At 49.6% G+C, this 13,805-nt stretch carries 7 protein-coding genes and 1 riboswitch; of the genes, 3 read left to right on the top strand and 4 right to left on the bottom strand.

The window, feature by feature from the left end; genetic code table 11:
- Nucleotides 1–91: 91 nt before the first annotated feature.
- On the top strand, nucleotides 92–781 hold the full coding sequence (locus AB1757_08325; protein ID MEW6127030.1) for a hypothetical protein: 690 nt from the start codon (nucleotides 92–94) through the stop codon (nucleotides 779–781).
- Nucleotides 782–806: 25 nt separating this feature from the next.
- Here AB1757_08325 and AB1757_08330 read toward each other — a convergent pair whose 3' ends face one another.
- The 4 genes from AB1757_08330 to AB1757_08345 form a co-directional block, all read right to left on the bottom strand.
- A complete protein-coding gene (locus AB1757_08330) occupies nucleotides 807–2,735 on the bottom strand; it encodes a protein kinase (GenBank protein MEW6127031.1) in 1,929 nt (642 codons plus the stop codon).
- 13 nt (nucleotides 2,736–2,748) lie between these two features.
- The gene (locus tag AB1757_08335) at nucleotides 2,749–6,942 is read right to left on the bottom strand and encodes a two-component regulator propeller domain-containing protein (GenBank protein ID MEW6127032.1); all 4,194 of its coding nucleotides are present in this window, start codon (nucleotides 6,940–6,942) and stop codon (nucleotides 2,749–2,751) included.
- Between the two features lie 61 nt (nucleotides 6,943–7,003).
- Nucleotides 7,004–8,932 (bottom strand): PEP/pyruvate-binding domain-containing protein, encoded by a 1,929-nt coding sequence (locus AB1757_08340; protein MEW6127033.1) that lies wholly within the window; start codon nucleotides 8,930–8,932, stop codon nucleotides 7,004–7,006.
- Nucleotides 8,933–9,076: 144 nt separating this feature from the next.
- Nucleotides 9,077–10,543 (bottom strand): aldehyde dehydrogenase family protein, encoded by a 1,467-nt coding sequence (locus AB1757_08345; protein ID MEW6127034.1) that lies wholly within the window; start codon nucleotides 10,541–10,543, stop codon nucleotides 9,077–9,079.
- Between the two features lie 485 nt (nucleotides 10,544–11,028).
- Between AB1757_08345 and AB1757_08350 the strand changes: the two genes are divergently transcribed.
- Together AB1757_08350 and AB1757_08355 are read left to right on the top strand one after the other, a co-directional pair.
- Nucleotides 11,029–12,426 (top strand): hypothetical protein, encoded by a 1,398-nt coding sequence (locus tag AB1757_08350; protein MEW6127035.1) that lies wholly within the window; start codon nucleotides 11,029–11,031, stop codon nucleotides 12,424–12,426.
- Between the two features lie 182 nt (nucleotides 12,427–12,608).
- Nucleotides 12,609–12,832, top strand: a riboswitch (cyclic di-GMP riboswitch).
- 144 nt (nucleotides 12,833–12,976) lie between these two features.
- Nucleotides 12,977–13,789, top strand: coding sequence for a lytic transglycosylase domain-containing protein (locus AB1757_08355; protein MEW6127036.1), 813 nt, complete (start codon nucleotides 12,977–12,979; stop codon nucleotides 13,787–13,789).
- Nucleotides 13,790–13,805 lie beyond the last annotated feature (16 nt).

Here is a 13,805-nt window from a genome sequence, read left to right on the forward strand (position 1 = left end):
TCTATCGGTCTACCATTGGCTCACTTGAGGGGTAGAGATAGCAGCCGAATAAAATTGGGATGAAAACATCAAGCTGCTTAGGAGCGTGTATATGAACCGCCAAACCAAGCGTATGCTGATCGGGCTTGGATTCACTTTTGGATCACAGGCTCTCATATCGTTTGTTGCCAGTCTGGTGTTTTTTAATCAAGCGGCGACCACGTCTCCATCCGGTATTACCTTACTTCTGCTTTTCGCTTTAACTTTAGGGGCATTTTTTGCCGGCGGTTTTATCGTCGGGTTAATGAGTGATGAACTCAGCTTAATCGATTCGGCAAGCGTTACCCTATTGACACTGATTCTCAGCATTCTGGTGCTGGCGGTTTCCGGCGAAGGCGGCACACATTATTTTATGGCGAACTGGATAAACGATGCGTCGGGTCGCTGGTCAATTTCCGGGCAAACCTTTCTTTACTTTATTCTCGCTCTTCTTGCTTCATCGGCGGGCAATTATCTCGGTTGGCATCTCAACATTCCCCAGGAAAATCAATTTGACCGTGTCGCTCTGTTAATCGGATTGCTTGGCACAATCATCGGACCCTTTGTGCTCTTTTCAATCGGCGGCAATAATCCGAACGACGCTTCACAACAGGGTTTGCCCTGGTATTTTCTGGTGATTGTGATACTGGTGGTTCTGGTGATTATCGGTTTAGGTTTTTTAATGTTTATGCGCGAATCGCATCACAACGAAGAAATTTCCATTCATCCGCCCAAAGACGAATTAGCCATCGAAGAAAAGTAAGGGCTGTTAAAATCTCTATAATTCCTCAACATTTTTTCAAACATTCGGCGATTTCCGCAGCCGATTGATAACGCTCTTTCGGCAATTTCTTCATCATTCCTTCAATAATCGTCACCAACTGAGCAGGCACATCTTTGCGCAATTTCTTAATCGCCACGGGAGCGCGTTTGCTGATCGCTTCGATGGTTTGAAAATAGGTCTCGCCCTCGAACGGCAAATTGCCGGTGGTCATTTCGTACATCACCACACCGAGCGAAAAAATATCTGACAGATGAGTCACGTCGCCGCGCCCCGTTGCCTGTTCGGGCGACATATAACTGACGGTGCCAAGCAACACGCCCGATTCGGTAATGCGCGCCTTGATGCTGCGTTTGTCGGTCATCGGCGTCGGTTTTGCAAGACCAAAATCCAGGACTTTTATTTTGCCGCGCGACGTAATCATGATATTTGCCGATTTGATGTCGCGATGCACTACCCCGCATTCATGCGCCTCGGCTAAAGCGTCGGCGATTTGTATGCCGATGTTGATAATCTCTTTGCAATCGAGATGCCTGCTTTGAATGCGCTCGTTCAGGGTCTCGCCTTCCACATACTCCATCACGATGTACGGATTGCCCGCCGCTTCGCCGATTTCGTAAATCGTCGCAATGTTCATGTGATTGAGCCTTGATGCCATGCGCGCTTCGCGTAAAAATCGCTGTTTCATCGCCTCATCTTCGACGAACTTTGCTGCCAGCACTTTAATCGCCACCACGCGATGCAGTTCCGTGTCATAGGCTTCAAATATTTCACCCATTCCGCCCGCACCGAGCGAACGGCGAATATCAAACCGACCAATGTGCCCTTGCGCTTCGATGAGCGGCGGTGCCATCACTTTTTCGGTCTTGCCATCATGCACCGCCATCGCCGCCAAATCTGTGGGACGCAGTTCCATGGTAATCATTCGCGGGCGCGAAATTACCGAAGAGAATTTTGACGAAAACAGCCGCGCGCCGCGTTCGTCTTCGATAAAATAACCGGCGCGTTTCAAATCTTCGTAGGTATGTTCCTGCTCTTTTTTAACTTCGTTGTCCTGTGCGAAACTGCGTATGACATTGCGTTGTTCGTCGGTCATCTTGTCCCAGATGAAGCGAAATTGGCCTTTCGCTTCATCAAGAAAAATCTCTTCGACCTCTTCACGATTCAGCTTGCCGTCATTTTCCGATAGATAATCAAAATAGGTTGAGCAGGCGATTTGCAAAAAATAGGGAAAGTGTCCGGCGAGTTCCATAATCCGTCGCGCATAATATTCAAGCGGCAGACCGGCATCTGCCGAAGGCTTTTTAATCAACTCCAATGCCTCTTTCTGCGTGAAGGCGCGCAAAAAAACATTGGTGAAAATATTAAAGAAAGGCGAGTCGGCAATCAGTTGCGTATGACAAAGCTCTTGCAGGTCGCGCGCCGAACTGGTCACATAAGCGACATCATAATTATTGGCAATCGACCGCAAAAATGAATAGAACTCCAGGTCAAAAGTTTTATTCGTGGTGATGACATCGAATTCATCAAAAAGCACAATCAGTTTGCGCTTCGCATCGCGAAACTTTTCCAGCAAGCTTCTGAGCGAATCAAAACCCGGTTGCAATCTGGTAATCGCTTTTTCATTTACCGCTTTAGCAATCAAATCAAACAATTCTTTGAAAAATTCTTCGAGTGTGAGTTTGCGCTTCTGTTGCAGGTCGATAAAAACGAAAACATAGGATTCGGGATGGTCGAGAAAACGCGCGCGAATCTGCGGGTGATTGATATATTGCAGCAATGACGATTTACCAATGCGCCGTTCGCCGACCACCGAAATGGATTGCGGTCGCGGCGCGCCGATGCGCGAAAAGATGCGCGATACTTCGCGAGTTCTGCCAAAGAACTGCGAAGGCTCCTTGATTGCCACACGATTTAAATAGGGATTGGCTGCCATGATGTTTTACGTCTCATAGTGTACGAACTTCTTTGACGACCTGCCAGATGGAATGCGAACGGCGAATCCACAAACGAAACAAATCGATTCTCAGGCGAAATCCATCGCTTACGTTTTTATCCAGCAATTCGCGGCGAAACATCTCTTCGAGCGTCAGACGAATGGTCGTCTCGGATAAATTTACAGGATATTGATTCAGCTTCACCGACAGCCATAAATCGTAAGCGGTCGCAAACAAATCGCCATTCGCGAGGGTTTCGGAAAGCAAGGAAATCACCAACTTCTCATCATCCGAGAGCGCATCCCAGGTGTAAATCATTTGCGGCAACGGATTGTCGACAATCTCTTTGGTGACGTTGTTCAAATCGGCAAGCGTAACCCAGTTCTGTTCGTGCTCATTCAGATAATCAACAATGTTTTGACAGGTAACCTGTGTATAAAAGGGTTGTCCGGCAGTCAACCGGTAAATCGCGTCGATGACGCCGCGACCATAGACGACTTTGCCCTCAATCGGTTCGGTAATCAATCGCAGAGTGTCATTGTTGGTTAAAAATCCGACTTTGCGAAACAGCGAACTTTTCAACAAATCGTGCCAGTATTTTTTATCGCGCTCTTCGAGTCGCCGCGAACCCGTAAAGATAAACGCCAGTCGCTCTTTGTTATCCATCGTGCCCGCTAAAAAAGTGAAGAAATCGGGCGACAATTTTCCTTCATCGACTTTCGATTCCATCAACTCATATTCGTCTATCAGAATCAATAAGGTGCGGTCGCCGATAGCGGCAATCACATCATCAAGAAAATCCGTGAACACCGGATAAGGGTTGCGATTGGCAAAACTCGGCGCGATTAAACGCACCTCGATGCGCTGCAAGGCATCAACAATCAGCCGGGCGATGCGCGCAAAAAATTCGCCATCCGAAGTAATCACCATCTCCTGCATATCGACAAAAACCGGCACGAAACGTTTTCCCAAACGCCCATTCATCACCTGGTAGAGAATCGAACTTTTACCGACGCGCCGTTCGCCGCAAAATACAATCAACACGCCCTGCGAAGCGCCTTCGAGTTTGGTGCGCACATAACGGAAATCATCTTCACGTCCGAAAAACATTTTTTCCGAACGAATCGGATTGCCGACAATGTAAGGATTTTTTTCAATGGGCAAAAAGGTGCGCAACTCTTTCGGCAAAACATATTCGCGTTGCTGGCGCTGGCGAACCACGAAAAAGGCTCCTGTAGCCAATCCCAAGCCGGTGAGCATCAAAAAGTAAAACCACCAGCGTTTCCAAAACGGCGCTTGCACACGCACCGGTACGGTTGCCGCAGGAGCTTTTGCGCCATACAAATCGCGATTGAGCGCGATTACTTCAAAAGTATTCAACCCTTCATCGAGTTGAAAAACCGTTACTTCGCGTTCGCCGCTCGATTGCACCGGTAACAGTTCCCAACGGCTCTCTATGCCTCCGGGATTATTGCGATAGAGATATTGCAGTTGCCCGCTCATGCTGACGCCGGTCAAGCGAAAAGTGGCGCGTTGTTGTCCGCTCGGCAATTCATACGCGACGCCATTGAACACGGCTCCCGAATTGCCTTCAAATTTGAGCGCCGCCTGCGCCGATGGCGGCACGCGAATCGGCTTATGGCGAACTGCCCCTTTGTCTGTCGCAATCCAGATATAGCCTTCGCTATCTTCTGAAATGGCATTGATGCGATTGCCGGTGAGCGAATGTTCTTCGCCGGAATAGACCGTGGAGATGATGTGACCTTGAATGGTGTGAAATTTTTTAACCTGACCGCTATCCGTGCCGACCCAGAGAAAATTGTCACGATCAACGAACAGCGTGCTCGCCGGTTCACCATCAAAGGCATCGAATGCCGCGACCCCTTGCTGTCTTTCGTTATAAGCCTGAACGCCCGAACGTGTGGCGATAAACAGCAGTCCGTTAAACCGGGTAATCCAGCGCGTGTCGTTATCAATCAACCCCCGCGAGGCATCGATCAACGCGGCGCTGTCGGTTTGCTGGTTATAAACCATTACGCCGCGCGAAGTCGCAAACCACAGCCGCCCGTCCGCGTCTTCAAAAATATGCCGCGTGTCATAGCCATCCAAATCTTTGAGCGGATGAAAGCCATCATCTCTGAAAATAGTCGCGCCTTTGGCGGTCGCAAATGCCAGAGCTGAACCGTCGCCGATTTTCGTCACCCAACGAACATTATTGGAAACCAGACCGTTGCCTTCACTGAACTGGGTCAGCGTCAATCCGTCGAGTTTGACTACTCCTTGTTCGGTGGCAAACCATGCTGCGCCGGTTTTATCAAAAGCCACGCAACGGGTGTTGGCTTTGACGCGAAAACTTTCAAGCGGCGCAAAACGTTCGCCCTGCATTTGCGACACCCCGGTTGAAGTCAAACACCAGAGGTTGTTGGCATCTTTGGCTTTCGGTTCCTCGACAATCAACCGCGCATCGTTATCCGGCAGTCCGCGACTGGTGGAAAAATTGACGAAGCTGTAGAGGTCGGCGTAAACCGTGCCGTTTTCCGTGGCAAACCACACGTCGCCTTCGCGTCCGTTGTATAAAGCCGTAACCGTATCCTGTTCGAGAAAATTGATACGTTGCGATTCGCCTCGCGCCAGATCATAAATCACCGCGCCGCCATTTATGAGCGCAAACCACATACGCCCCGAACTGTCTTGATTGATGGCGAGCGCCTGCAAATTATTTATGAGTTGCGCCGGATGCAATGCCGCAGCAATTTCATAACCGCCGTTATTATCCAGGGTCAGCAAGCCTTTTTGCGTCGCCAACCAAATGGTTCCGCTTTTATCTATAAAAACATCTTCTATGGTGCCGACATCAGCCATGCGCAGAGCCGGCGTGGGATTCGTCTGTGAGGTTGGCAAGGTTGAGGAAGTTGCGGATTGATTGCGCGGTGGATTGGATGGGGTTTGCGGGTTCGCTGACGTTAAGGGATTCGCCGGAGTCGTGATGATGTCGCGCTTGAAATCAAGCCGAATGACCTTGTCTTCATCAATGACGGCAATGCCTTTGGCAGTGGCAATCCAGAGTTTGCCGTTTTTATCTTCGGCAATGCCTTTCACGTCATTGGCGGGCAAGCCGCGCGTTTCATCGAACGTATCAAAATCTTTGCCATCAAATTTGAAGATGCCCGCAGCCGCCGTCACCCAAACCGTGCCGCGTGAATCGACAAACACTTTGCGCGTTTCAATGCCTTCCAACCAGCGGCGTTCATTGCCGCCTTCTCGGGTAATCCGCTTGATGCCACTGGTTGTCGCCATCCAGATATAAGCATTCTGATCTTCGGCAATCGACAACACATTATCGCCCGCAAGGTTTGCATAAGCCGAGCCTGCGCCGGTCGATGATTTGAAATCAATGCCGTTGAATTTAGCGATACCTCTATCGGTGCCAAACCACATCCAGCCATCGCTATCTTGATAAACTGCGTGAACGCTTTTTGACGGCAAGTTGGGAATGCTATAACGCGCAATCGCTTTGGCATTGATCGGGATAACCGGCGCGACCAGGAGTTGAATCGGAAATTCCGTGGTGATGTCCGATGAAATATAAACTTCGTTGCGGTATTCATCATAGCCACGCAACACGGCTGTGAGCCGATAAGAGCCGGGCGCAAGTTTTCCAAAATAGGCATCGCCGTTTTTGTCGGTTACAGACCGCGCCGCAGGCTCTTCGGCAACGCCTTTTTCCTGGGTGTAGAGCGAAACGGTCACGTTGCCCAAAGGGTTGTTACCGGCATCAAACACTGCAACGTGCAGTGACGGCGCGGAAGCCAGTTTGATAGTAACGGGCGGGACAATTTCATCGGGTTTGGTAATCGTTACTTGCGTTTGTTTTTGTCTGAGTCGCGCTGCCTGCACGGTGATGGTGTACTTTGCCGGGGCGAGATTTTTGAACTCAAATTTTCCGTCGCTCTGCGTCAACACCGAAGCCGAATAGACAGTCGAGGTGAGCGACACGGTGGCTTTATCAATCGGCACGCCTTTATCATCGAGCACCACGCCCGAAATCATCGCGGTGCCGGTTTGCGATGGTTGGGTCTGTGTAAGCGGAATTTGCAAAGCGCGGCTGTGGATTTCGATCAAACCAATTAATGAAATGACGAACGCCGACAACAGGCTGATGCGAAAAATAATTGAATAATCTGAGTGGTTCTCGTTTCTGTTCATTAACAAGATGAAGTTAGCGCAAAGCAACTTCTCACGCTACTTTTAATTTTAAACAATAGACTCAATTGTTTTCGACATAGGGGCGCGATTGCACGATATACAATTGCCCTTTGGAATAGACCCATTCGATGTCCTGGTCGCGCCCGCCGAAAACGCGTTTGATTTGTAAAGCCACACGCGCCAGACGGCGAATCATTTCATCGGTGAGCACCGCGCGGTTCTCTTCAATCTTTAATTCTTTCACGCCGCCCTGTTCATCGAATTTGAGCATCGTATCTTCATCGGAACGTGTCAGCACTTTTGTAGAATTTGAAACCGGCGTATAAAGCACCTGCTCGGCAACCCGCTTGCCCTCGACGACTTTGATGCCAAGCCCGCGTTTGGCATTCACATAAACCGCGCCTTCGTTCTGTTTGTTAAACGGGTCTGTGGTAATCGCTACGCCTGCGCTTTCGGCATCAATGCCGATTTGCACAAGCACAGCAGGGTACACGCCCCAATGATTCATGCCGTAACTTTCACGCGCTTCATAAGCTTCATAATTCCACACCGACGCCCAGACGGTTTTCACCGCTTCATACAATTGTTCATAAGTGCGCACGTTCGGAACCGTTGTATACAGCCCCGCGCCACTGAAATTCGGCAAGTCTTCGGCATTTGTCGAACTGCGAACGAAGAGTCCGGTTTTGAATAACCCTAAATCGAACGCTTTGCCTTCGAGCATCTTTTTCAAACCGACTTCAAGTTTCCCCTGTTGAATCCAGGAGCGAATTTCCGCGAGTCGTTTTTTGCGATAGACGGGGTCGTGAACGAAACGGTCTTCTTCAACCGCGTCCTGAATTTTGTCTTCGAGTTGATTCAACACCAGATGGGTTTTGTAATGGCTGAAAGGAATCGCAACCCCCGCAGGCACCACGATACCCGGATTGCGGGCGTTGATGAGTTCGCCGAGATTTGCGGATTTTGCGCCGAAGCGTTTCACATCCGCAGCGCGTTGTTCGCGCAGGTCTGTGAGTTTTTGATAGGTCAAATCGGCGCGCGGCGTGATTAAATCGGCGCGTTTGATGAATTCGCGGTTGCGGGCTTCGACTTCGCGAATGTCTGCGGGTGTGAGTTTGTATTCATTCTCGCCGACTTCGAGGCGCACATATTTGCCTTCGAGTTGCTTGAAGAGTTTATCGGCGTTGGCGATGCGCGCATTCGGAATGCCCCAGGATTTCGCCAGCAGATTGGCATGTGAAAGCGGCGAAGCCGCTTCCGTCAGAATAATGCCCGAAAGCGGCGTGAGTTGAATCGGCGATTCTTTGAAGATGACGATTTGATTGCGGTCAATCACCGTGTCGGGTGTCAGGCGTTCGAGGATGCGCAGTTGCCCGATGCCCGAACCGAGATTGAATGGTTGATAGGTCTGGCTAGTTGCGAGGTCACTTGTGGTAATCGTCGCAACAGGCATTGCAGCGGCGTTTAGCTCGCGAGCGATTTCCTCTTGCGCAAGTGAATTGGGTTTGAAATAGATTTCCGTATAAAAATTTTTCTTCAATGCCTCGGCGCATTCATTGAGTAATTCCTTGGTGAGTTTATCGCCTTCCCAGAATTCAAAAGTGAATTTATCAACGCCGGTTTGATAAGCGATTGTGCCTAAGAAAAACCGGCGGTCGCTTTTGATGTAGTTGTTTTCGTAAAAAACTTTGCCGCGTTCAAGCGATAGATATTCGGCATTCACGAAAGTCTGATGAAAAGCATAGAGTTTGGAATTGACGAAATAGACTCGGTTTTTGGCGCGACGGTCAATGACAAACATCAAATGCGGCAAGGCATAAAAGCGTCCGCGATAGTAAGTGCGCGACAATTTATCGAACTCCGCTCGCGTGTTGAGGCGCTCCAGCCAACGCGGTTGACCGTGAGTTTTTTGCGTCTGCGCAAATGACGTTTGTGCTATCAGCAAAATTGCCACTATTGTCGCGCCAATGAAGCGTTGAGATTTTTTCACGGCAATCCTCGTTAATCAAAAACCATTTTAAGGTTTCAACGGAAGTGACCCAATCTACTCCGCGAATCGATATTCTCAGGGAAATTCACTTTGAAATCGTGACCGATGATTTTCGTTCATCCACAACCTGTCTACCATCCGTCGCTATTTGTAATTCACATAAACCATCTTGGTTTCGGTGTAGAAATTTAAAACTTCGTCACCAACTTCGCGCCCGCCGTAACCTGAATCTTTGATGCCGCCAAATGGCGCGTGCGAATAACCGCCAACGCCCGGTCGATTGACATGAATGATGCCGACATCGGCGCGTTCGGCAAATTTGAACACCCGCCCGACATCGCGTGTAAAGATAGTCGAAGTCAATCCGTAACGCACCGCGTTTGCGGTTTGAATCGCGTCTTCCAAATCTTTAATGCGAATGACGGCAACCACAGGTCCGAAAATTTCTTCCTGAGTGATTTTCATGCCTTGGCTTGCTTCGATTATGGTCGGCGCAAAAAAGTACCCTTTATCCAGACCGTTTTCGGTTAAGGGTTTGCCGCCGGCGCAGAATTTCGCGCCTTCATTGCGACCGACATCAATGAAATGGTTGACCCCCTGCACTGCCCGCGCATCCACGAGCGGTCCCATCTCAACCCCTGGGTCTACGCCTGCACCAATTTTCAAGGTGTTGGCGCGGTCAATGAGTTGGCTCATAAATTCATCGTAAATTTTTTCGTGAATCAAGGCGCGCGAGGTCGCTGTGCAACGTTGACCGGTTGAACCAAACCCCGCAGCGATGACCCCGCCAACCGCTTTATCAATCTCGGCATCGTCTAAAACGATTTGCGGATTTTTACCGCCGAGTTCGAGTTGTAATTTGAGCAAGCGTTCGGAAGCCGATTTGGCGATTATCTTTCCGACTTTCGTTGAGCCGGTAAATGACACGCCGCGCACCTTTTCATTGGCAATCAATTCCGCGCCGGGTTCGCTGTCGCCGTGAATCAGATTGACGACGCCTTTCGGGATGCCGACGGCTTCGAGTCCACGCACGATTGCTGCCGCGCACATCGGCGTAAGCGGCGAGGGTTTCAACACGCAGGTATTCCCGGCAATCAAAGCGGGCGCAAGTTTCCACATCGGAATGGCAATCGGGAAATTCCAGGGGCTGATGAGTCCGACGACGCCAAGCGGCTGTGGCATCGAATAAGCGAATACCTCGCGCTCTTCGGCTTGATAAACATCGCCATTCATTCTGCGCCCCAAGCCCGCAGTAAATTCCAGAATGTCGAGCGAGCGTTGGACTTCGCCTTTCGACTCGGCAAGGATTTTGCCTTCTTCGCGGGTAAGCAGATAGGCGAATTCATCTTTATGTTTATCCATCCACGCGAGCCAATCGAAAAGCAGGCGTCCGCGTTTTGCCCCGCCTAAATTACGCCAATCCGCAAAGGCAGCCGCCGCCGCTTCAATGGCGCGGCGCGTATCAACGGCAGTTGAATCGGGGGCGCGCCCGATTAAAATGGTGTTCTCGGCAGGGTCGAACCGCTCAATCCATTTGTCGCTTTCCGACGCTTCCCATTGACCATTGACGAAATTTAAAACCGTTTGACCGAGTTCAGGCAGTGAGTTCATTTTCCTTAGTCTCCTTGATTGATAAGTGCAGAAACCTATTTTAACCGCGAGCCTGCAAAACGCGCCAAGCACAGACGCGCAAAACCGTTAACCGATAATTGTTTCGCTAAAAAAGTTGCCGAAAAAAAGAGACGACTAAATTTGCATTCAAATTACATTTCGCCTAAGATGGAGCCGTTTTATTTTTGTTCAGGTTGTTTCCACATAGCAATTACAACGTATCATTTCATAAATCCGAGCAACATCAAAAGTTGCTTTTCATTACAAGGGGCGAGAATATGCGCCAATATTCCAAGATAGTGGTTCAGAACCAGTAGTGAAAATTTTAGTCCGGTAAAGCTTAGACTCAACCTTTCGCATCACCAAAGGCTGGGTATTCCAAAGTGTTTCACCTAATTTCAACCTTCGTTCCCTGCTTGTCAGTTACCGATTATGGCTGACAAAAGGAAGAAGCTTTAAGGCTTAAAAATTCAAGGAGGACTGTTATGAAATCGAGAACGCGAGACTTCATCCCATTGATCGCTTTAACACTTGTGGCATTACTGACCCTTCCGAATTTCTATTATTCGCGTCAAAGTGCAGTTAAAGCCAACGCTCAAGATACCAGTAAATCCGATATCCCACCCAAAACTAAACAAAAAAGACCAACTGCTCCCAGCGGTGTTACCGTAGCGCCTGCAAATGACAACTGCGCCGGCGCAATTAACGTCACCACCAGCCCGTTTACCGATACTCAGGATACGGCTATGGCAACCGATGAAATGGGTGAACCACAAAGCACCTGCACCTTACAGGCAAATAGCGTCTGGTATACCATAAGCGGCGGCACCGGCAAGGGGCGGACGGTATCGGTGAGCACTTGTACCAGCGGTTTTGATACTGCCATTATGGTTTGGCAGGTTAATGGCGCAGCCTGCGACTTTGCCAATTTCGCTGCCGTTGCCTGTAATGATGACTTCTGCGGTGATGGTTTGCAATCAACCGTCATTTTTACCGCACAACCCAATACAACCTATAAAATTCAGATCGGCGGATTCGATGGCGAAACCGGCAGTCTCACTACAGACATCACTTTTGAAGAAAAGCTCTGTGATGATATTGTCATCAACGGCACGCTTGGCAGCGGGTCTCAGGATTTTGAAGGGGTTCAGACATCAGGCAATCAGCTTGGTCGCCTGAATCGCAACGGCGTCTCCAGCACCTGCGCCGCGCCGAAGCCCTGCCTCATCTTCGACGCTGCAGGCTTGCGCGCCTTTGATGCCTATTCAATTCCCAACGACAGCGGCGAGGATGCGTGCGTAAGCGTGATGCTTTCCGAACCGGCTGCAGAAACCTGCAACCTGCAATCAAATGCCTATCTGAATTCCTATGATCCGAATAATATTTGCACCAATTATCTTGCCGACCCGGGGCTAAGCACCGGCGTTCCGCCAACCCCAACGACGATGTCGTTTATTGTGCCTGCGGGACAGACCTTAATCGTGGTTGTTCATACCACCAATCCGGGCGAAAGCGGATGCCCCTACACTTTAACCGTCGGTGGCACATTATGCAGACAGTTCGATTATTGCGTACAGGATACCAGTAATCCGAGTCGCTTCATCCTGATAAACTCCACGACCGGAGCCTATGAATACCATGATTGCAGCAAAGGAGTCGTGCTTGCCGGCACTGGCGTCGTCGGCACCTTTGCCTGCAAGATTCAGTTATTCGATTCGGGACCGAACCCGAAAAAATCGGATCGTTCCGTCAGTGTTTTAATCAATCCCTGTACGTTCAGAGGCGATGCCTCGGTCAGAGGTCCCGGCGTATCGGGAACCGTTTTACTTGGCGATACCGACATCAACAACAACGATTGCGCCTGCGTAATGGCAGCAAATTAATCGGCGTTTATACACCATTGGGGTGACCAACGCTATACTGAAAGCCGAAACGCAACAATGCATTGTTGCGTTTCGGCTTTTTTGCAACCAACTCCTTGCCGGTGCTCAAGTAAACGTAATTATTGACTTCGCTGAAACGAAGCTTTAGACTGGCAAGGTCATAAGAAAAAGGTTTTGAAGCGTCACCGAAAAGGCACACCGGAAGTGATTCCGGGTCGCAAAGCCAAGGTCTTTGAGAAGGCAAAAGGCAAAAGGCAAATGTGAAAAGGTAAAAATCATAACCGCTCACCTTGTCTGATGTCTTTTCACGCAATTGCACATTCAGGCTGGCATTACCAATCGCACTTTTGCCTTTTGGTTTTTGCCTTTTGCCTTTTGCCTTCCTGAAGAATGACTGGCTGCCGAAGTGAAGTTGAAAAACGCTCCCTGCCAAGTTTTCAACTCCACTCTATTTTGCTCCCCGCGTTCGTGATTCGCTTCAGTTGATAAATCCAGTTTCGCACAATTTTGGATTTAATTTGTAGTAAGCCTAGCCCCGCGAATCGGAGAGATGATGAAATTATCGCACGTCATAACAGCAATCGCTGTAGCAGGGTTTTTAAGCGCAAATGTCTATGCGCAGGAAATGATGAGCGTTGAATCAACCGCCGGCGCACCGCAACCGCGCACGCCTTCAATGGTCGTCCACGAGGTTGCTAAACCCGCGACGGCGGCGACCAAACCCGGCGTCAACGCTACTTCAAAAGTCCAATCCACTTTAAAAGATGCGCCGACCAAAGTGCTGACGGAAAATAACGCGCTTAAACCAAATGCCGCACCTTCGCCGATTTACATTCCGACTACGCCAACCGTCGAAGTCTCAACCGCACTGCTTGATACCACAGGCAATCCGTATTACGACCAGTTGGTAAAAAATGCGGCGGCAAAATATGGCGTTGACCCGCATCTGATTTTCGCCTTGATGCGACAGGAATCCGGCTTTCATTCGCGGGCGGTTTCCTATAAAGGCGCATCGGGACTTATGCAACTGATGCCGGCGACCGCCAGACGTTTCGGCGTGCAGAATATTTTTGACCCGGCGCAAAACATCGATGGTGGCACCAGGTATCTGCGTTTCTTGCTTAATATGTTCAACGGCGATGTGAAACTGGCGCTTGCCGGTTACAATGCCGGTGAAAATGCGGTCATCAATTATGGCTATCAAGTGCCGCCCTATCGCGAAACCCAAAATTATGTGAAAAACATTTCGGCAAAATATTCGCGCACCAAACAAACTTCAAAAGCGAAACCGGCTCCGACGCAAACCACGGTTGCGCCCGAAGCCATCACCACATCGAAAGGTCGGTTGTCGAATAATTATTGAAATTCGTTGCCCCTCA

The sequence above is a fragment of the Acidobacteriota bacterium genome, from assembly GCA_040754075.1.
In the GTDB taxonomy this organism is placed as follows: domain Bacteria; phylum Acidobacteriota; class Blastocatellia; order UBA7656; family UBA7656; genus JBFMDH01.